This window comes from Pseudomonas sp. IT-P258, assembly GCF_949767825.1.
GTDB classification, from domain to species: domain Bacteria; phylum Pseudomonadota; class Gammaproteobacteria; order Pseudomonadales; family Pseudomonadaceae; genus Aquipseudomonas; species Aquipseudomonas monachiensis.
The window spans coordinates 46,120-66,072 of sequence record NZ_CATKPU010000098.1 but is presented as its reverse complement, the minus strand read 5'-3'; the positions used below and the strand labels follow the sequence as shown (position 1 = coordinate 66,072).

The 19,953-nt window shown below is 60.8% G+C and carries 21 protein-coding genes; 3 read left to right on the top strand and 18 right to left on the bottom strand.

What is annotated here, in order from left to right; all coding sequences use genetic code 11:
* Nucleotides 1–12 precede the first annotated feature (12 nt).
* Together ACM6G4_RS26325 and ACM6G4_RS26320 are read right to left on the bottom strand one after the other, a co-directional pair.
* A complete protein-coding gene (locus tag ACM6G4_RS26325) occupies nucleotides 13–1,005 on the bottom strand; it encodes a 2-dehydro-3-deoxygalactonokinase (RefSeq protein WP_414914924.1) in 993 nt (330 codons plus the stop codon).
* A 213-nt stretch (nucleotides 1,006–1,218) separates the two neighbouring features.
* Nucleotides 1,219–1,701 carry a GNAT family N-acetyltransferase gene (locus ACM6G4_RS26320; RefSeq protein WP_056727202.1) on the bottom strand — a complete coding sequence of 161 codons (483 nt, stop codon included), beginning with the start codon at nucleotides 1,699–1,701 and terminating at the stop codon, nucleotides 1,219–1,221.
* A gap of 199 nt (nucleotides 1,702–1,900) precedes the next feature.
* Here ACM6G4_RS26320 and ACM6G4_RS26315 point away from each other — a divergent pair, with 199 nt between their 5' ends.
* The 3 genes from ACM6G4_RS26315 to ACM6G4_RS26305 all read left to right on the top strand — a co-directional run bounded on the left by ACM6G4_RS26315 (nucleotide 1,901) and on the right by ACM6G4_RS26305 (nucleotide 3,911).
* On the top strand, nucleotides 1,901–3,106 hold the full coding sequence (locus ACM6G4_RS26315; protein WP_414914923.1) for an MFS transporter: 1,206 nt from the start codon (nucleotides 1,901–1,903) through the stop codon (nucleotides 3,104–3,106).
* An 81-nt stretch (nucleotides 3,107–3,187) separates the two neighbouring features.
* The gene (locus ACM6G4_RS26310; protein WP_056727204.1) at nucleotides 3,188–3,511 is read left to right on the top strand and encodes a hypothetical protein; all 324 of its coding nucleotides are present in this window, start codon (nucleotides 3,188–3,190) and stop codon (nucleotides 3,509–3,511) included.
* 19 nt (nucleotides 3,512–3,530) lie between these two features.
* Nucleotides 3,531–3,911: a Rho termination factor N-terminal domain-containing protein gene (locus ACM6G4_RS26305; protein WP_056727205.1), complete on the top strand. Its 381-nt coding sequence runs from the start codon at nucleotides 3,531–3,533 to the stop codon at nucleotides 3,909–3,911.
* A 161-nt stretch (nucleotides 3,912–4,072) separates the two neighbouring features.
* Here the strand turns inward: ACM6G4_RS26305 and araH are convergent, their stop codons facing one another.
* The 16 genes from araH to fabF all read right to left on the bottom strand — a co-directional run bounded on the left by araH (nucleotide 4,073) and on the right by fabF (nucleotide 19,905).
* Nucleotides 4,073–5,041 carry an L-arabinose ABC transporter permease AraH gene (araH, locus tag ACM6G4_RS26300; protein WP_056727447.1) on the bottom strand — a complete coding sequence of 323 codons (969 nt, stop codon included), beginning with the start codon at nucleotides 5,039–5,041 and terminating at the stop codon, nucleotides 4,073–4,075.
* 12 nt (nucleotides 5,042–5,053) lie between these two features.
* Nucleotides 5,054–6,598, bottom strand: coding sequence for an L-arabinose ABC transporter ATP-binding protein AraG (gene araG / locus ACM6G4_RS26295; RefSeq protein WP_414914922.1), 1,545 nt, complete (start codon nucleotides 6,596–6,598; stop codon nucleotides 5,054–5,056).
* A gap of 64 nt (nucleotides 6,599–6,662) precedes the next feature.
* Nucleotides 6,663–7,667, bottom strand: coding sequence for a substrate-binding domain-containing protein (locus tag ACM6G4_RS26290; protein ID WP_414914921.1), 1,005 nt, complete (start codon nucleotides 7,665–7,667; stop codon nucleotides 6,663–6,665).
* A 142-nt stretch (nucleotides 7,668–7,809) separates the two neighbouring features.
* Entirely contained in the window at nucleotides 7,810–8,628 is an 819-nt protein-coding gene (locus tag ACM6G4_RS26285; RefSeq protein ID WP_056727208.1) for an SDR family oxidoreductase, read from the bottom strand.
* Between the two features lie 273 nt (nucleotides 8,629–8,901).
* Nucleotides 8,902–9,777 carry an SMP-30/gluconolactonase/LRE family protein gene (locus tag ACM6G4_RS26280; RefSeq protein ID WP_414914920.1) on the bottom strand — a complete coding sequence of 292 codons (876 nt, stop codon included), beginning with the start codon at nucleotides 9,775–9,777 and terminating at the stop codon, nucleotides 8,902–8,904.
* A gap of 45 nt (nucleotides 9,778–9,822) precedes the next feature.
* Nucleotides 9,823–10,539: a FadR/GntR family transcriptional regulator gene (locus tag ACM6G4_RS26275; RefSeq protein ID WP_056727210.1), complete on the bottom strand. Its 717-nt coding sequence runs from the start codon at nucleotides 10,537–10,539 to the stop codon at nucleotides 9,823–9,825.
* Nucleotides 10,540–10,679: 140 nt separating this feature from the next.
* Nucleotides 10,680–11,240, bottom strand: coding sequence for a DUF1285 domain-containing protein (locus tag ACM6G4_RS26270; protein ID WP_414914919.1), 561 nt, complete (start codon nucleotides 11,238–11,240; stop codon nucleotides 10,680–10,682).
* Nucleotides 11,241–11,256: 16 nt separating this feature from the next.
* Nucleotides 11,257–11,865 (bottom strand): DUF4823 domain-containing protein, encoded by a 609-nt coding sequence (locus ACM6G4_RS26265; protein ID WP_409078926.1) that lies wholly within the window; start codon nucleotides 11,863–11,865, stop codon nucleotides 11,257–11,259.
* A 168-nt stretch (nucleotides 11,866–12,033) separates the two neighbouring features.
* Nucleotides 12,034–13,002: a GTP 3',8-cyclase MoaA gene (locus ACM6G4_RS26260; protein ID WP_414914918.1), complete on the bottom strand. Its 969-nt coding sequence runs from the start codon at nucleotides 13,000–13,002 to the stop codon at nucleotides 12,034–12,036.
* 137 nt (nucleotides 13,003–13,139) lie between these two features.
* Entirely contained in the window at nucleotides 13,140–13,778 is a 639-nt protein-coding gene (locus ACM6G4_RS26255) for a TetR/AcrR family transcriptional regulator (protein ID WP_007977040.1), read from the bottom strand.
* Nucleotides 13,779–14,120: 342 nt separating this feature from the next.
* Complete coding sequence (locus ACM6G4_RS26250) at nucleotides 14,121–14,906, bottom strand: TatD family hydrolase (protein WP_414914917.1); 786 nt, start codon at nucleotides 14,904–14,906, stop codon at nucleotides 14,121–14,123.
* A 72-nt stretch (nucleotides 14,907–14,978) separates the two neighbouring features.
* Entirely contained in the window at nucleotides 14,979–15,965 is a 987-nt protein-coding gene (locus tag ACM6G4_RS26245; protein ID WP_223541067.1) for a DNA polymerase III subunit delta', read from the bottom strand.
* Nucleotides 15,958–16,590: a dTMP kinase gene (gene tmk, locus ACM6G4_RS26240; RefSeq protein WP_056727216.1), complete on the bottom strand. Its 633-nt coding sequence runs from the start codon at nucleotides 16,588–16,590 to the stop codon at nucleotides 15,958–15,960. Before tmk ends, ACM6G4_RS26245 begins: the two co-directional genes overlap by 8 nt.
* 19 nt (nucleotides 16,591–16,609) lie before the next feature.
* Nucleotides 16,610–17,842: an endolytic transglycosylase MltG gene (gene mltG, locus ACM6G4_RS26235; RefSeq protein ID WP_414914916.1), complete on the bottom strand. Its 1,233-nt coding sequence runs from the start codon at nucleotides 17,840–17,842 to the stop codon at nucleotides 16,610–16,612.
* Between the two features lie 3 nt (nucleotides 17,843–17,845).
* Nucleotides 17,846–18,661 carry an aminodeoxychorismate lyase gene (pabC, locus tag ACM6G4_RS26230; protein ID WP_056727218.1) on the bottom strand — a complete coding sequence of 272 codons (816 nt, stop codon included), beginning with the start codon at nucleotides 18,659–18,661 and terminating at the stop codon, nucleotides 17,846–17,848.
* Entirely contained in the window at nucleotides 18,661–19,905 is a 1,245-nt protein-coding gene (fabF, locus tag ACM6G4_RS26225; RefSeq protein ID WP_056727219.1) for a beta-ketoacyl-ACP synthase II, read from the bottom strand. Before fabF ends, pabC begins: the two co-directional genes overlap by 1 nt.
* Between the last annotated feature and the right edge of the window lie 48 nt (nucleotides 19,906–19,953).

Here is a 19,953-nt window from a genome sequence, read left to right as displayed (position 1 = left end):
CTCCAGTCAGGTTTAACGGGATGCGGTGCACGTGACCAGGCCGGCAGCCAGCGCCAGTTGCCACAACCCGCGTTCGGTGGCCTGTTCGGCCAGGATCACCCGGGCAAAACCGCAGGCGTCGAGCGCACGGCTGTAGCGGGCACAGAGTTGGGTGTTGCCGATGAGGATGATCGAAGGCAGATGCACGCTGTTGCGCCGGCGCCGTTGCACGTTGGCCAGCGCCACCAGCTCGTGGCCGATCAGCAGGCCGGACAGATAGTCCGCCTGGGCGGTGGCGCTCAACTCGCCGGTCAGCCCGAGACTGCGGGCGCTGAACAGGGTCGACAGCGGACCGATGTCACCGTCCGCCGACAACGCGACCCGCACGCCGCGATCAAACGCATCGCCATCGAAAGACCCGCCACTTTGCTGGGTGCGTCCGAGAATGCTGTGTTGACTGAGCACAGCGAAGACTTCGCCGGTCATGAAAGTGTCGAAGTGCATGATGCAGCCGTCGGCCACTTCCACCCATTTCGAGTGGCTGCCCGGCAGGCCGATCAGCAGATCAGCGCCCGCCTCGCTCGTCAGGTTTTGCAGCACGCCGAGCACCTGGGTTTCTTCGCCGCGCATCACATTCGGCAAAGGCGAACGCTCGATGACGCCGGGCACGATGTGCACATCGACGCCGCGCAGGCTGTGCACGGTTTGCAAGGCAGTACCGAGCGTGGCGACATTCGCCGGCGTGTCGCGGTAGGCCGTTTCGCGCCAACCCTGCGCGCTGCCGACCATGCCGCAGGCAATCACCGGCAAATCCGGTTGGGCATCGAGCCAGTCGCCGCAAGCCTCATCGAAGGCCAGTTCGAAACCATCGGCGCATTCCCGGCCGCCAATGATTCGCGGCGCTTTCGGCAGCTGCATGATCCCCGACGACAGCGAACGCTGTTCGAGCACTTGGCCGCCTTCAGCCAGTTTGTAAGCACGTAATGAGGTTGTCCCCCAGTCGAGCGCGATCAATTGCGCCTGCATCGCTTCACCTGTTTTGGTTTTTGGCAGTGAGTGAGCGGGACTATAAACCTGAGACGGGACAAATCTCAATATATAAATATCAATCCCATATTGTGAGACGCGACAAAAAAAGATCGCAGCCTTCGACAGCTCCTACACGGGATCGTCCGCCGCGGTTTGGCGGTGTACATCGATCCGTAGGAGCTGCCGAAGGCTGCGATCTTTTAAGAAGTTTCAGTTACCCGAAGCAAAATCCCGCAACACCGCCCCATCCATCCGATAGCGCACCCACTCCTCCTGCGGCTGCGCCCCCAGGGATTTGTAGAAATCGATGGCCGGTGTATTCCACTCCAGCACGCTCCACTCGAAACGGCCACAGTCGTTGGCGCAGGCGATTTTCGCCAGTTGCCGCAGCAGGGTCTTGCCCGCACCGCCGCCGCGCTGTTCCGGGGTGATGTAAAGGTCTTCGAGGTACAGGCAGTTGCTGCCAAGCCAGGTGGAATAGCTGAAGAAGAACACCGCGAAACCGATGGGGGCACCGTCGCGCAGGCAAATCAGGCCATGGGCGGTGGCACCTTCGCTGAACAGGCTGCGCTCGATATCGGCAACGCTGGCGATGACTTCATGGCGGGCACGTTCGTAGTCGGCCAGTTCAGTGATGAACGCGAGGATTTGCGGTGCGTCACTGGGGGTCGCCGGGCGGATTTCGATCGTCATGGACGTGCCTTGTCAAAAGTGGAAAACGCCATACTAAGTCGGCGCGTGACGTGTGGCGAGAGAGCTTGCTCACTGGCCACAAATGCGCTCATTACTCCGGCCAACACTAACCCTGGAATCGATAACCTCGGACCTAACATTTGGGCACTGCGTGGTTAGATAGCCGCGCTGCTCATTCAGCCGGTCAAGGAACCGCGTCATGCCTACCGCAATACCCCCAGTTTCAAGCAAGCTGTTCGGCCTGTTCTGCCTCGCCAGTTACCTGTTGTCGTTGTCCTACGGTTCGACATTTTTGCTGTCGTTGTTGATTGGTTCGCGCGGCGGTAACGAACACGACGCCGGCAGTGTGATTTCGGCGGCGATGCTCAGCACCTTTGCGGCGGTGATTGTTTCCGGTCATTTGTCCGACTTGCTCGGCGCCGCCCGATCGGTGGCGTTGTTCGGTGTGTTGCTGGTAGCAGCCAGCCTGGGCTTCGCCCTGACCCCGGGCTTCGGTCACCTGCTGTTGTTTTTCGGACTGCTGCTGGGCCTGGGCTGGGGCGTGTTCTACACCCTGGGGCCGATCATCGTCGCGAGTCTTGTGACTCCCGCGCAGCGCGCCAAATACTTCGCCCTGTTGTCGGGCAGCATGATGACCGGAATCGGCAGCGGCCCTTTGCTCGGCCGCGCGGCGAGTGCGCTCGGTTATCCGGTGACGGCGGCGTTTTACCTGGCGGCGCTGGCCAGCCTGATCGGCGTTTTGCTGTTCTGGCGCCTGGATCGACAACTGAAACAGACGCCCGCGCAATCTGGCAGCGTGTCGCGGATTTCCTGGCGTGCAGCGACTCAGGTGCTGTCGTCCAGGGCCGTTTTCCCGATCATCATGGTTGGCCTCGGCGGTTGTGTGTTCGGTGGTCTGTCGAGCTTTCAAACCAGTTACGCGGCGGCGCACTCACTCGACTATTCGCTGTTCTTCCTCGGCTTCATGAGCGCGGCGATCAGCGGCCGCATGCTGGTTGCCGGGTTCGTGGTCAAGCGCGATCCGTTCCGTGCGTCATGCGTACTTTCGGGGTTGATGCTGGCATCGATCGTGATGTTCGGTTTTGTCGTCGACAGCAGCTTCAGCTATGTGCTCGCGGCGGTGATGCTCGGGATCGGTTATGGCCTGACCTACTCGGTGATCAACGGCCTGGCCGCCAATGAAGCGCCGAACGGCAGCACCGCGCAATCCCTGCTGCTGTTCAGCCTGTCGTACTTCATCGGCGTGTTCGGTTTTCCATTGCTGGCCGGGAAAATCATCGTTGAACAAGGCATGCCCACGCTGTTGCTCACGGTGTTGGCGGTTGCCTCGCTCAACTGGCTGATCACCGTGGGCCGATTGATCTGGCGCAGGGCCACAGCAGTCAGGGCACTGGAACAGGCTTGAGCCGTTCGTCGCTGACAATGCACCCATCCGGATCGAGGGCGGACTAATCAGGTAAGGACTCTACTCGTTGGAGACACCGCCATGACCCTGTCCAGGTTGACCGCCCTCGTTCTCACTGCGCTTTTGTCCGCAGCCTCCTTCGCCGGGACCATCGGCTCGAGCACCGGCCCGACCAATCCGGTGGAAAAACCCAGGGCTCCCGCCATCCAGAGTGCCCCCGGCATGAACACCGATGGCACGACGATCGACCATAACCTGCCGCCCGCCACCGGCACCGACCCGCGGATTCAAGGCAATGACGCGGGACGTAAGGGCGGGCCGAACCTGCCGGAGAAAAAAACACCCGGCAGTGGTGGCCTCGGTTCAAGCACCACCGAGGACGAGGAAAGCAACATGAGCCAGTAATGAAGCCAGGAGAAATCCCATGCCTCGTGGAAGCAAAACCAAATACACCGCCGAGCAAAAACGCAAGGCGCAACACATCGAAGACAGTTACGAAAACAAAGGCGTCTCAAAAGACGAAGCAGAAGCCCGCGCCTGGGCGACAGTCAACAAGCAGTCCGGCGGCGGCGAGCGGGCCGGCGGTTCGGGACGCAAGAAGCCGGCCAGTGCAAAATCGGCCGATCGCAAGGAGTCGGCGCGTCGGGCGGTGGCCACTCGTGAGGGACACTCGCGTGGCAGCAGGGCCTCCAGAGAGACCCAGACGGTCGATAGCTTGAGGAAGGAAGCCCGGGCCAAGGGTATTCCGGGAAGATCGGGGATGCGCAAGCAGGAGTTGATCGAGGCGTTGCGCAAGGCGGGTTAAGGCCAACTGTTTTGTACATGGTCCAATGTGGGAGCGGGCTTGCTCGCGAAGACGTCAGCACATCCAACATCGATGTGACCGACAGATCGCTTTCGCGAGCAAGTCGAATCGTCGCACCGCCGCTCCCACAGGAGATCATCTGTACCTTCAGACTTCGGTGGTCAGCGCTGTTTCAGTCGATCAATGACCACCGCCAACAACAAAATCGAACCCCGGATCACATACTGATAAAACGTATCGATGTTCTTCAGGTTCATCGCATTTTCGATGATCGCCAGAATCAACACCCCGGCGATCACGTGCCGGATCATGCCGATCCCGCCACTCAACGACACCCCGCCCAGCACGCAGGCCGAGATCACCGTCAGCTCGAAACCCTGGCCGATCATTGGCTGGCCGGAGGTCATGCGCGACGCCAGGATCACCCCGGCCAACGCGCCGATCACACCGTGCACGGCGAAGATGATGATCTTGGTCCGGTCGACATTCACACCGGCCAGCAGCGCCGCTTCCTGATTGCCGCCAATAGCCATGGTATTGCGCCCGTAGGTGGTGTAGTTCAGCAGCCAGCCGAAGAACAGAAAGCAGACGATAGTGATCAGGATCGGTACCGGCACGCCAAACATCTGGCCGTTACCGAACACGAAAAACGATTCCTGGGACACCCCCACCGCTTTGCCGTTGGCAAAGATGTAGGCCAGGCCACGCACGATCTGCATGGTCGCCAGCGTGGTGATCAGCGCGTTGACCCGCAGCTTGGCGATCACTATCCCGTTGATCAGCCCGACGATCAGGCCCATCACCAGCGCCGCACAGACACCGAGAAACACACTGTTGGTATCGCGCATCACCACCGCCGCAACCACCCCGGCGCAGGCAATCACCGAGCCCACCGACAAGTCGAAATGCCCGGACGCCAGACAATACAACATGGTGCACGCAGCAATCCCGGTGGTGGAAATCGCCAGGCCCAGGCCGCGCATGTTCAGCGGTGAAAGGAAGTTGTCGATCAGCAAGGTGCAGGCGACAAAGATGCCGACCGCCGCCAGCAGCATCACCCAGTCATCGAGGAAACGCCGCAGGTCCAGCGGTTTGCGTGTAGTCGGCAGGGTGTTGTTTTGGGTTGTCATCATAGTCACCTCTCAGTTCGCCACGCCGTCGGCGCGTTGGCGCGGCAAAGCCAGTTGCAGCAGGTTGGATTCGTTGGCCTGTTCGCGGCTCAGCTCGCCACGCAGGGCGCCTTCGCACAGCACCAGGATGCGGTCGGAAATGCCCATGACTTCCATCAAGTCGCTGGACACCACAATCACCGCGATCCCCTCGGCGGCCAGGTTATGGATGATCTGGTAGATCTCGGCCTTGGCACCGATGTCGATGCCGCGAGTGGGTTCGTCGAGCAGCAGCACCTTCATCGGCATCGACAGCCAGCGGCCGAGAATGGCCTTCTGCTGATTGCCACCGGACAGGTACATGATTTTCTGCGCCGGGTTGGGCGTCTTCACTTTCAGCGCCCTGATCTGCTGCTTGGCGTTGTCCTTCTCCCACAGGCCGCGCAACAGGCAACCGAAGGTGGAGTGAGCACTGCGGGCACTGATGTTGATGTTCTCGGCGACGCTGGCCAGCGGCAGGATGCCTTCCTTCTTGCGGTCCTCGGGACACAACAGGATCCCGGCGGCAATCGCGTCCCGGGGTGAACGCAGCTTCAGTTCATGGCCTCGAAGTTTCAGCTGTCCGGCGCTGTTGCGCGCCAGGCCGCTGAGCAGGCGCAACAGCTCGGTGCGTCCAGCACCGACCAGCCCGAACAGCCCGAGGATTTCACCTTTGTGCACCTCAAAACTCACCGGTTCGCGCAACCCCGGCCCGAGCAGGCCATCGACCTTGAGAGCCACCGCGCCGCGCTGGCGTGGGCGGTAATCGTAGATGTCCTGGATGTCGCGCCCGACCATGCAGGTGACCAGTTGATCGTGGGTCAGCTGGTTCATGTCGTCGAAGGTGCGCACGTAACGCCCGTCCTTGAACACCGTCACCGCGTTGCAGATGCGGAACACTTCTTCCATGCGGTGGGATACGTAGAGCACCACTTTGCCCTCGTCCCGCAGCCGGCCGATGATCGCCATCAAGCGGTCGATCTCCCGTGCCGAAAGGCTGCTGGTGGGTTCGTCGAAGGCAATCACGTGGGCGCCACGGGACAACGCCTTGGCGATTTCCACCAGTTGCCGCTGGCCGAGAGACAGGCGTCCGACTTTCTCTTGGGGGTCGATTTCATCGGCCAGGCCTTTGAGACAGGCCAGTGCCTGCTGGCGCAGGGTACTGCGATTGATCAGGCCGAAACTGGCGGGCAGATGCCCGAGAAACAGGTTCTCGGCCACGGTCATTTCCGGCACCAGATGCAGCTCCTGGTGGATCACCGCGACGCCACTGCCGATGCTGTCGGCGGTGGACTTGAAGTCCATCGTCCGCTCGCCGATCTGCAAGGCACCGCTGCAAGGCGTGTAGGCCCCGCCAAGGATTTTCAGCAGTGTCGACTTGCCGGCGCCGTTCTCGCCCATCAAGGCATGAACCTGCCCCGGATGGGCGACGAAGCTGATGTTGTCCAGCGCCTTCACCCCGGGAAAGGTCTTGCCGATCCCGTTGAAGCGCAAGCTGCCGGTAAGGCTGTGTTCCTGTTGGATTGTTTGCGCGTGCATAACCACCTCTTCACACCGATCAGGCAGCCCCGCCGCCGGGGCCACCGCTGAAATCAAACGGCTGTCAGTTCCATAGGCCGATCTTTTCCAGTTCCTGCTTGAAGTTGTCGCGGGTGATCAGCGTCACGTCATCCATGGCGGTGTACTTCGCCGGTTCTTTGCCAGTGGTGACCCACTCGTACATCATGCTGGCGGTGTTGTAGCCCTCGATGTGCGGGCTCGGCAGCATCGAACCGTAGAAGCCGCTGTCGGGTTTCTTCAGCTCGCCGATGGCGTCGGTACCGTTGATGCCGATGCCGATCACGTTGGCCGCGGCAAAACCGGCGCTCTCGGTGGCGCGCACACCGCCCAGGACGGTGTTGTCATTCATGCCGCCGATGATCAGGTTCTTCGCCGCCCCCGGCAGTTTCACCAGGGCCGAGTTGGTGGCGTCCATGCTGCCCGGCACGTCGAGGGTCTTGAGGGCCGCGAACAGGATGTGGTCTTTCGGCATACCGGCATCTTCCAGCGCTTTGACCGAACCGTCGGTGCGCTTCTTGCCGGTGTCGAGTTCGTTGTAGGTGTTGATCACCGCATAGGTGTCTTTCCAGTCCCAGCCGCGCTTCTTCGCTTCGGTCGCCATGGCACTGCCTTGTTTCTGGCCGACTTCGAAGGCAGCCATGCCGAGGTACGGCACGTCTTCCATGAACTTGCCGCCGGCATCGACGAAACGGTCATCGACGGCGATCACTTTCAACCCGTTGAGCCTGGCCTTGGCCATGATCGCAGGTCCCAGGGACACGTCCGGCGGGCAGATCACGAACCCCTTGGCGCCGTTGGCCGCGAGGCTGTCGATGGCCGAAAGGGTTTTCTCGCCGTCCGGCACGGCGATCTTGATCAGGGTGAAGCCCTTCTCTTTCCCGGCCTTTTCGGCAAAGGCCCACTCGGTCTGGAACCAGGGTTCTTCCGCCTGCTTGACCAGGAAACCGATCTTCACTTCTTCGGCTGCCAGCAGCGTGCTGCTCAGGCTGAACGCCGAGACCGCCAACGCGGCACAGCAGAGGGAACGGATAGCATGACGACGATTCATAAGCTGACTCCTTGTTATTTTTCTTGAGCGTTCTTTGAAAGCGTTCTTTGTTAACCAGCGGGCAGTAAAAACATACCGCCAATAGTCATATCGTATGATGATTGGATTTCAGACGTACCAAGGCGGCTGAAAGCCCGATCGCTCAGTCGTGGTACATCACCGAGCGACCACCATCGACGGTGATGCACGAGGCATTGATGAACGGTGCTTCATCACTGGCCAGGAACACGGCGGTCATTGCCACTTCGATCGGCTGCCCGATGCGGCGCGGCGGGTGCAAGTCGAACGCGCGCTGGCGTTCGGCGTGGGGGTCGGCAAAACCGTTCCAGTAATCGACGTTCAACTGGGTTTCGATGTAGCCCGGCGCGATCGCGTTGACGCGCACACCCTTGGGCGCATATTCGATGCCCAGCGCACGGGTCAGGCCGAGCAGGCCATGCTTGGCCACCGGGTACGGGAAGCACCCCGGAATGATGTGGGTGGAATGGGTGGATGCGATATTGATGATGCTGCCGATGCCCTGCTCGATCATCTGCGGCAGCACTGCCTTGCAACCGTACCAGGCGCCATCGAGGTCGATGGCGAAGCAACGACGCCAGTCTTCTTCGGTCATTTCCAGCGGATCGCGAAACACGTTGACCCCGGCGCAGTTGACCAGCACGTCGATCCGGCCGTGCAGGTCGATCGCCAACCGGGCCATGGCGTGCAGATCCTGCTGACGCGACACATCAGCTTTTATTGCCACCACATCGGCGCCCTGGTCCCGCCAGTGCGCCGCGACCTTCTCGACTTTCTCGGCCTGAATGTCGCTGATGATCAGCCTGGCCTGCTGGGACGCGAAGGTCGCCACAATCGCTTCGCCAATCCCCTGGGCGGCACCGGTCAGCAATACGACCTTGCCTTTCAGGCGTTCGCCCTTGGGCGGTTCGGGCACTGGTGGCAATGACAGTGGTTCAGCCATGGATCAAGACTCCTGTTCGAAGACACGACGAAAACCGGGCATCTGTCGATGTCCGGTCAAAAGGCGCTGGGTAGGAAACAGGTGAGTGCGAAAACGTTTCAGCTCGGAAACGCCCTGAGGCACTGGCTCCGCAAGGGAACACGGGGAAACTTCGCTGCATCACTTCACCTGTTTTGTTTTTTTAAGTGTGAGTGCATGTAACTGGTGGGGCCGACTATAAACCCGGCACGCAGAAAATCTCAATATATATATTTACATCCCATATTTTGGGATTTACCCAGCGAAGCGCGTACAGTGCTTCCCGGGCACATCTACCGGGATCGACAACACCGCCCCGTCCAACGGATGGCCCAGCGGACTCGCCGCGCTGGTGATGTACAGGGTTTTCAGGTCTGCACCGCCAAACACACAGCTGGTGGGGCGACTGACCGGCAGCTCGATGATTCGATCGACCTTGCCGTCCGGGCTCAACCTGAGCAGGCAGCTGCCGTCCCAACGGGCATTCCAGATAAAACCTTCGGCATCTATCGCCGAACCGTCCGGGCCGCCACGCCCGTGCGGACCAAACCAGACCTGCGGCGCATCGAGGGCACCGTCGGTACGGATGAAATGTCGATACAAGGTGCCGTCGAGGCTGTCGCCGAAATACACGCTGGTGGCGTCATCGCTCCACAGCAGCGTGTTGGGAATGCCCAGATTGCGCAGCAACGGTGCAACCCGCCCGTCGCGATCGATGCGGAACAACCCACCGGAACGACGGACGATGGGCAGGTCTTCGCCGTTTACGCCGATGTTGTTTTGCATGGTGCCGAGCCAGAGCCGGCCCTGGGCGTCGCAGCGGGCTTCGTTGGGGCGATTGCCCGGTTGCGGATCGGCCACGCAAAACAATGTCAGGCGCGGCGCCAGGCCGGGTGAATCGAGATCGAGGCGATACACGCCGCTGCTCAATGTCACCAGGGCGTCGCCGCTCTCACAGGGAATGAACGCCGACACGTGCTCCGGCATCTGCCATATCTGCACGTTGGCACCGATCAATCGCAGCGCCTGTCTGCCGGCGATATCCACCCAGTACAGGGCTTGGGTGGGGGCATCCCAGAACGGGCCTTCGCCCAGTTGTGCCCGATGTTCGGTCACCGCGGTCCACGCCATGAAACCTCCTGCATTGTTCTTGTTTTTATGTGGGGATTTTCGTTGTCAGCTGGCCTTTTTATCCGCCATGACTTGCGGGTAGTAACGCTTGATCGCCAAGTCCGCGTTGTCGATCAGGGTCATGCAGGCCCAGACACCCCGGGCGGTATCCCGGGCCGCGATAGCCTCGGCTAGGTCCCGGTGAATCGGCAGGGTGCGACGCAGTTCATCCGGGTCGGCGGCGGACACTTCAAAGGCCACCGCCAGCAACGCACCGAGGGCGGGAACCATTTGTTCGATGAATTGGTTGTGGCTGGCGGCGAGGATGCACTCGTGGAAGAACTGGTCGGCACGGTTGTAATCGATGCCGCTGTCCACCGCCCGTTCCAGCGCATTGCAGGCCAACAGGATCGCGTTCACCTGTTCGCCGGTTGCGCGCTCGCAGGCCCAGCGCACGGCCATCGGTTCGATGGTGCGGCGCAGGTCGAGCAGATCGTCGACGAAGTTTTCCGGCAAGCCGCTGCGCGACAGCCAGCCGACGACTTGTGGATCGAAGAGGTTCCAGCGCCGCACCGGCAAAACCCGCGTGCCGACTTTCGGCCCGACCTCGAGCATGCCTTTGGCAACCAGGGTCTTGATGGCTTCACGGATGACCGTGCGGCTCACGCCGAGTTGTTCGCCGAGGTCGGCTTCGACCTTGAGTGACTCACCCGGCTTGACCTGCCCCGTGGCGAGCCAGCAGCCCAGCCAGTCAACCGTCGATGCATGAAAGCTGCTGGACATGGACACCTCAAAGCCGTACGTGATGGAGGCTCACGCTAATCATCATACGATTGGATGTCAAATAAAAAAGATCGCAGCCTGCGGCAGCTCCTACAGGAGTCCACATTCCCCTGTAGGAGCTGCCGCAGGCTGCGATCTTTTCAAGGCTCAAGCCCGATGGGGAAGAACTCGCCGCCACTCCATACACCGAGCCAGCGCTGGCCGTCGATATCGCGACTCACCGCCAGCTCCACCAATTGATAGAACACGTTGCGATGGATCAAGGCTTCAAGATTGCTGCGCACATGCACGTAAGGGGCCGGCTCTTGCGTTACCGGGTCGATGACCACACGCATCGGATGATCGGCGCCGGCCTCGGTGGTTTCATCGACGTTGGTGGTAAAGCGCAACAGCTGCGCCTCGCCCTCGCCTTCCACGTCCACTGCAATCGCCACGAACGGCGCATCGTCGACCTTGATGCCGACCTTTTCCACCGGAGTGATCAGGAAATAATCATCGCCGTCGCGGCGAATGATGGTGGAGAACAGTTTGACCATCGGCTTGCGCCCGATCGGCGTGCCCAGGTAATACCAGGTGCCGTCCCGGGCGATGCGCATGTCGATGTCGCCGCAGAAATCGGGATTCCACAGGTGCACCGGCGGCAAGCCTTTGGTCTTGGGGATTTGCCCCAGCAGGTCGTTGGCTTTTTGCGGGCCACTCATGGCGTTCTCCTCGGGATTACTGGTCACTGAGCCCCAGCAGGCTGCGCGCGTATTGCTCCAGCGGCGGGCCCATCAGGTCTTCGGGTTTTTTATCGTGGAACGTCAGTAAACCGCCACGACTCTTGATGGTTGCAGTATCAATCAAATACTGGGTGCTGGTCTCGATCAACATGATCTGAATCATACCGCTGTCGATACCGAGACGATCGAGGGCTTCCTGGTCCAGCCACTCGTCCGAGTTGCCGATACGGTCGTCAGACTGGGCAAACCGGGTGTAAAGCAGATAGTGCGCACCGGCGGCACGGGCCTCGCCCATGGCCTGGTCGAGGCCTTCCGGCGTGCGGGCACGGCGGACCATCGGGAAGTATTCGACGAAGCCATCGAACGCGACTTCGGCAATCACGTTGGGCCGCGGATAAACGGCGCTGCCTGGCGGCATGAAAGCGCCCTGGGCGATGTAGACGAACGAGTCCGGCTGAATGCGCAGGTTGTTTACACGACGGCTGTCACTGTGGTCGAGCAACCCCGCATCGCTCATATGGTAACGAGTCCCTTCGGCCATATCGCTGACGTTCATGCAGCCACCAAGTGCCAAAACGGCCAGCAGCAAAACCAGGCTACGCATCCTATCCTCCAGAGGCCGGTGTCGGAAAACCGGCGAATGGCCGTAGGATGCAGCTTTTGCGCCAGCTCATTCACATCAGCATCTGACAGACCGAATCGCGAGCAAGCTCGCTCCCACAGATGATATGCGATCCCCTGTGGGAGCGAGCTTGCTCGCGATTGCGAAGGATCAACCGCCGATAATCTTCATGACAGTCGCACCACCGGAGAACGCCACTTCCTGCTTGTCCCCCAAGGCTTTCACCAGCAGCCGCTGCAAGGCCGGCAGCGCCTGATGGCGCGGCTTGTCCAGCAGATCGCCGATGTAATGGCGATTGCTCGACGACAGGCAGCCATGCAGCCACCCGGTGGAAGATAAACGAAGGCGCGAGCAAGTACGGCAGAACGGCACACTTTCGTTGGCGATCACGCCGAAATGGCCTCGCCCCGGAATTTCATAGCGCACCGCTGTCGCATCGACGGGCGCGTCGGCTTGCAGATATTCGTAGCGCTCGCCGATCAGGCTCAGCAATTGCTGGAGGCTGACGAACTGTTGCAAAAAGGCATTGGAGTCGTTGGCCAGATGGCCCATGCGCATCAACTCGATAAAGCGCAGTTCATAACCGCGCTCCAGGCAATAGTCGAGCAGCGGCATCACTTGATCGAGGTTTTGTCCGCGCAGCGGCACCATGTTGACCTTGATCTTCATGCCGGCCGCACTGGCCTCGTTCATGCCGTCGAGCACGGTGGCCAGGTCGCCGCCCCGGGCAATGCCGCGGAACGCACTGGCGTCGAGGGTATCGAGGGAAACGTTGAGGCGCCGAATGCCGGCGTTCACCAGCAGCGGCAGTTTCTTCGCCAGCAACTGGCCATTGGTGGTCAGGCTGATGTCTTCCAGGCCCATCTGCCCGACCGCCGTCATGAACGCTTCGAGTTTCGGGCTGACCAGCGGCTCGCCGCCGGTAATGCGCAGACGCTCGATGCCCGCTGCTTCAATCAGATAAGCCACGCCGCGCGCCATGGCTTCGGCCGACAATTCATCCTGCGCAGCCACCAGCCGCTTGCCGTTGGGCACGCAGTAGGTACAAGCGTAATTGCAGGCTGAGGTCAGACTGATTCGCAAGTTGCGAAAACGCCTGCCTTGACGGTCAACGATCATGGTCACTCCGGCGGAAGAATATCGGGCCACTAAAACTTGACTCAGAAATCAAGTTTTAGCAAGTCCTCTACCTGAGTATATTCCTGCGGTACTGCGCCATGTAGCGAAATCATGGCGCAATAAGGCAACTGAATGGCTCAGCTGCCGGAAGTGTCGGTGTCACGCTTGCGCTTGTTGCCCATGCGCACGCCGATGTCCATCAGGAACTGGAAGAAACCTTCCTGATCTTCCAGCACATTGCTCCAGAACGGCGAGTGATACAGCGCGACGGCACCGTGCACCAGCGCCCAGGACGCGCAGTAGTGGAAGTAAGGCGGCACGTCTTCCAGCTTGCCTTCGCTGATCCGCCCCTTGATCAGCAGGGTCAGGCGTTCGAAGTTCGAGGCACGGATCTTGTGCAACTCCTCGATCATCTCCGGCACCTGGTTGCCCTTGACCACTTTCTCTTCGAGGCGGTCGAACAGGCGATAGCGTTGTGGATCGCGCATGCGGAATTCGAAGTAGGCCCGGGACAGGGCTTCCTTGTCCTTGTCGACATCGGCCGAATGCAGCAGAGCGTTCAAATCGCGCTCGTAGTCGAGCATCAGGCGCAGATAGATTTCCGCCTTGGATTTGAAGTGCTTGTAGATCGTGCCTTTACCGATACCGACGGCATCAGCAATCATCTCGACGGTGACACTGTCTTCACCTTGTTCGAGGAACAGCTTGAGCGCGGTATCGAGAATTTCCTGCTCGCGGCGACGGAATTCACGGACCTTACGAGGTTCTTTATGCATAAGAAAAGGTCTGTCGGGGTCAAAATTCGAAGCCGCGTATTATGCCTAACTTGCGCAAAAATGCACGGATCATCCGACCATATCTGCGCTTTCTGGTCATTCCGCGTACGTTTACAAGGTGATGAGAACTCTTCCGAAGCGCACGTATTCCAAATTTGTTTAAAAACCCGTGCCGCTAAACTGGACGAGGCGCAATCCTGATCAATACTTGAACTGTCGGCGGGGCATCTCCCCCAAGTGTCACGCCGATATTGGTACCAACGGACCGCGTGCCATTGTTTTACTCCTAATGGTCTTAACCCGGATTCACCCCCCAGAACCCGGGTTTTTTTTGCCTGCGATTTAACCTTTTACGTGTGCCAGCGGGAACAGTCGCTTGAAATTCGCCGTGGTTTGCTCGGCAAACCGCTCGTAGGGCTCACCACGCAACATTGCCAGAAATTCCGCAACTTCACGCACGTACTGCGGCAGGTTTGGCTTGCCGCGATAGGGAATCGGCGCCAGGTACGGCGAGTCGGTTTCCACCAGCAATCGGTCGGCCGGCACCTTGCTGGCCACATCGCGCAACGCATCGGCATTGCGAAAAGTGACAATCCCGGACAGGGAAATGTAATAGCCCATGTCCAGCGCGGCTTTCGCCATCTCCCAGTCTTCGGTAAAGCAATGCAATACGCCCGCCTGGGGCAGCGCTGCTTCACGCAGCAAGTCCAGGGTATCGGAGCGGGCGCCACGGGTGTGGATGATCACCGGTTTGCCGGTCTGTTGCGCCGCTTGCAGATGCAGTCGGAAGGACTCCTGCTGCAACTCTGCTGCTTCCGGTTCGTAGTGATAGTCCAGGCCGGTTTCGCCAATCGCCACCACCCGCGGGTGATTGAGCTCCCGCAACAGCCAGTCCAGCGCCGGCGCGGCACCCGGCTGCACATCCAGAGGGTGTACGCCCACCGAGCAGTCGACGTCGTTATAACGTTCGGCCAGGGCCTTGACGTCGGCCGCGTTGTCCGCGCTGACACCGATACACAGAAAGTGCCCTACCCCGCGCTGCCGGGCTGCATCAAGGGCAGCATCCAGGGAGCCGTCGTGGGCGGTCAGGTCGAGGCGATCAAGGTGACAATGGGAATCTACGAGCATAAGGGGCTGCAACTTGTATCGAATGGGTGGGACGGTCGGATGTACCGATACTCAGAGTTTAGGCGCAGACGGTCATCGCTGGGCAGGCAACGACGCCCATTGCACCAGCAATGCCTCCAGCAGCAAGGCCGGATTGAGGTTGGCCTTGCTCAGGACTTTCTGTCGCTGGGCGAGGATCCAGTCCTGGATATCGAGGACTTTGCCCTGGGCGCTTTTCTGCGCCAGGTATTGCACGACCTTGCGCATGTCGGCAAGGCCGAGGCCAGCTTCGTCCTGGGTCAACTGATAGCGCAGGATCAGGCTCGACCAATCGCAGAACCAGTCGAACAGGCGCAACATCGGAATGTTTTTCCATTCTTCGGCCAGTTGCGTCGGCGACTGCTGTTGCTTGAGGAGTTTTTTCACCCCTTCCACCACGTGCGCGCGCTGTTCACGCACGCCCTGCCCCTGGAGGTTGACCGCCGCCAGCGGCGAACCGGCGGCCAGCGTGAGCAGTTCGACGCGCTCGTCTTCGGAACACTCCGGCAGCGCCTGGGCCAGCCATTTCAAACTCATGGCCTCGCCCGGTAGCGGACAGGCCTGCTGCACGCAGCGACTCTTGATGGTTGGCAACAAGCGGCTCGGCTGATGGCTGACCAGCAACAGGACGGTATCGCCGGACGGTTCTTCAAGGCTTTTGAGCAAGGCGTTGGCGGCGTTGATGTTCATCGACTCGACCGGCTCGATCAGCACCACCTTGCGCCCGCCCAACTGCGCGGTCTGCACCACGAAACCGACCAGGTCGCGAACCTGGTCGACCTTGATCGCCTTGTCGGCTTCTTCGGGCTCCAGGATGTAATTATCCGGGTGGCTGCCAGCCTTGAGCAACAGGCATGATTTGCATTCGCCACAGGCCTCCAGCGCGTTCGGGCGCTGGCACAGCAAGCTGGCCATCAAGCGCTCGGCCAGTGCCCGCTTGCCGATCCCGGCCGGGCCATGCAGCAGGTAGGCGTGCGCATGCTGGGCGCGACCGGCCAGTTGCTGCCAGAGGGCTTCCTGCCACGGGTAGGCCTCAGCCACGGTTCAACTCCAGCAGGCGCGGCAGCAAGGCATCCAGCGATTGCTGGACCTTTGCCAACGGCTGGGCAGCATCGACCAGCACATAACGCGCCGGATCCGCCTTGGCGCGCTCGAGAAAGGCACTGCGCACGGCATCGAAAAAGGTCCGGCCTTCAAGCTCGAAGCGATCCAGACGACCACGAGCGCTGGCGCGGGCCAGGCCGACCTCGACAGGCAGATCGAAAATCAGTGTCAGGTCCGGGCGCAGATCGCCCTGGACGAAGGCTTCCAGGGTCGCGATGCGTTCCAGCGACAAGCCCCGACCGCCACCCTGGTAGGCGTATGTCGAATCGGTGAAACGATCACACAAGACCACGGCACCGCGAGCCAGCGCCGGGCGAATCACCTCGGCCAGGTGCTGGGCACGCGCGGCGAACACCAGCAGCAGCTCGGTGTCCGGGTTCATGACTTCATCGACCGGAGCCAGCAGCACGTCACGGATGCGCTCGGCCAACGGCGTACCACCCGGCTCGCGGGTCAGCACCACCTCGATGCCGGCGGCGCGCAGGCGCTCGGCCAGGTATTCGCGATTGGTGCTCTTGCCGGCGCCTTCGGGGCCTTCCAGAGTAATAAACAAGCCGGTCACAGGCAGTCCTTAGTCAGAGTCATTGCGAGCTTTTCGGTGCGTTGGCATCGAGTTCGGGCGTTTCGGGGGCTGGCGCAGGTTCTTGCGCCGGCACTTGCGGCAGCGCCTCGGGAGCCGTATTCGGTGAAGCGGCCGGAATCGGTGTTTGTTCCTGCGAAGCCTTGGCCTCCTGCGTACCGTTTTGTTCAGTATCGGTCGGCGATGTCTCTGGCGTGGCAGTGGGTGCCGGGCTGGAGCGGTAATCGGCGCGACGCTTGATCTGGAACTCCTTCACGGCATTGTTGTGGGCATCCAGGTCGTCGGAGAACACGTGAGTGCCATCACCACGCGCCACGAAGTAAAGGCTGTTGCCCTCCACCGGATTGAGTGCCGCATGGATGGCTTCGCGACCGACCATGGAAATCGGGGTCGGCGGCAGGCCCGCATTCATGTAGGTGTTATAGGGCGTCGATTCCTTGAGGTGAGCCCGGGTCAGCTTGCCGCTGTAGCGGTCGCCGAGGCCGTAGATCACTGTCGGATCGGTCTGCAGCAGCATGCCTATCGCCATGCGGCGCACAAACACGCCGGCAATCTGTCCGCGTTCCTGTGGCACACCGGTTTCCTTTTCCACCAGCGAAGCCATGATCAGCGCCTGGTAGGGTTCGGTGTACGGCGTATCTGCAGCGCGCTTCTCCCACTCCTTGGCGAGCACTTCATCGAGGCGGTCGTAAGCGGTTTTCAGCACCTCGACATCGGACATGCCCCTTACGTAACGATAAGTGTCAGGGAAGAAGCGCCCTTCCGGAAAAATCCCGGTGTGGCCGAGCTTGTCCATGACCTGGCTATCGCTCAAACCGTCGAGGCTATGATCAAGTTTTTCTTCCTTGGCCAGCGCTGCGCGGACCTGACGGAAATTCCAGCCTTCGACCAGGGTCAGGCTGTATTGAACCATTTCCCCGCGTTTCCACAGATCGATCAGGCCTTCGACGGTCATGCCAGGTTGAATGCGGTATTCCCCGCTGTGCAGAGGTTGTTTGGCCAGGTTGAAGCGCCAATACACCCGCAGCCAGAATGCGTCCTTGATGACGCCATTGGCTTCGAGTCGGTAGAAGGTGCGGGTCGGCGTGGTGCCCTTGGGCACATCCAGCAATTGTTCCTGGGCAATGTTCAGCGGCTGTACCAGCGCCGAATGAATCTTCCAGGCAGAAGCACCCATCAGCAGCCCCGCCAGAACCACTCCGGTTTCCAGCAGCAGCAAGAGTTTACGTCTCACGTATCAAGCATCCAGTAGCACACGGGCAATGGTTTGGAGTTTACGGGTGAGCGGCCCAACCGGCCAGTGAAGAGCAGCATAGGCGCGCACCGGCCAGATACCATACACGCTGTTGCAGACAAAGACTTCGTCAGCCCATTGCAGCTGCTCGAGGGGGATATCGGTGATTTGCGTGGGGATTCCCAGCGACTTGGCCTGAAACAATATTTCGGCACGCATCACGCCTGCCACGCCGCAGCGCTTGAGGTCGGCAGTGATGAGCACGCCATCACGCACCAGGAACAAGTTGCTGAACACGCCTTCAATCACGCGCCCGGCCTGATCGAGCATCAAGCCTTCGGCATGCTCGCTGTCCTGCCATTCGGCACGGGCGAGGACTTGCTCAAGACGATTCAGGTGCTTGAGGCCGGCCAGTAATGGCTGCCTGGACAATCGCGTGACGCAGGGAAACAGACGAACACCCTGCTCACCGTGGACCCCAGGGTAAGCCGCCGGTGGATTGCCTTGCAGAATGCGTCGGGCCTGGGCCGAAGGATCCGGGGCGTAACCGCGCAGTCCGTCGCCACGGGTGAGAATGAGCTTGAGCACCCCATCACCCAGTGCCGCGGCGTAGGCCAACAGTTCGCTGCGGATCAGCTCATGCTCGGCGGTTATCGCCAGGCGTGAGCAGCCATCCGCCAGACGCGACAGATGCCGGTCCAGCAACACGGGCCGACCACTGCGCACGGCGATGGTCTCGAACAGACCATCGCCATAAGCCAGGCCGCGATCCTTCAGCGACAAAGCGTCAGCCGGCTGACCGTCGACCCAGCTGTCCATCAGCCTGCGAACCGGCGGAACACCAGCGAGCCGTTGGTGCCACCAAAACCGAAGGAGTTGGAAACGACCACATCGATATCCATGTTGCGCGCCGTGTGCGGCACGAAATCGAGGTCGCAGCCTTCATCCGGCTCATCGAGGTTAATGGTCGGCGGCGCCACCTGGCCGTTGATCGCCAGCACGCTGAAGATCGCCTCGACCGCGCCCGCCGCACCCAGCAGGTGGCCGGTCATGGACTTGGTGGAACTGACGGCCAGCTTGTAGGCGTGCTCGCCGAACACCGACTTGATCGCATTGACTTCGGCCAGGTCGCCTGCCGGAGTCGAGGTGCCGTGGGCGTTGATGTACTGCACTTGATCGCCATTGATTTTGGCATCGCGCAGTGCGTTGGTGATGCAGCGCGCAGCACCCGCGCCATCAGCTGGCGGCGAGGTCATGTGGTAAGCGTCGCCACTGGTGCCGAAGCCGATCAGCTCGGCATAGATGGTCGCGCCGCGGGCCTTGGCGTGCTCGAGTTCTTCCAATACCAGCGCGCCGGCACCATTGGACAATACAAAGCCATCGCGGCCCTTGTCCCATGGACGGCTGGCGCGGGTCGGCTCATCGTTGCGGGTCGACAGCGCGCGGGAGGCACCGAAGCCGCCCATGCCCAGACCGCAGGCCGCCATCTCGGCGCCGCCGGCAATCATCACGTCGGCTTCGTCGTACATGATGTTGCGGGCCGCCATGCCAATGCAGTGGGTACCGGTGGTACAGGCCGTGGCGATGGCGTAGTTGGGTCCCTGTGCACCGAGGTGGATGGACAGGAAACCGGAAATCATATTGATGATCGAGCCTGGCACGAAGAACGGAGAGATCCGTCGCGGGCCGGTCTCGTGCAGCGTGCGGGCGGTTTCTTCGATATTGGTCAGACCGCCAATACCCGAGCCCATGGCCACGCCGATACGCTCACGGTTGGCGTCGGTGACTTCCAGACCGGAATTGCGTACCGCCTGAAAACCTGCGGCCAGACCGTACTGAATGAACAGGTCGAGCTTGCGGGCTTCCTTGACCGAGAGGTATTCCTCGACATTGAAGTCCTTTACCGAGCCGCCAAAACGGGTGGAATAGGCAGAAAGGTCGGCGTGTTCGATCAGACCAATGCCACTACGGCCAGCCAGAATGCCCTGCCAGCTGCTCGGCACATCCGTGCCCAGTGGCGACAACATACCCATACCGGTGACTACGACGCGTCTACGCGACACAGCACTCTCCTTTTTTCAAATGACGACTTTGCATCAGGCCTAAAGAAA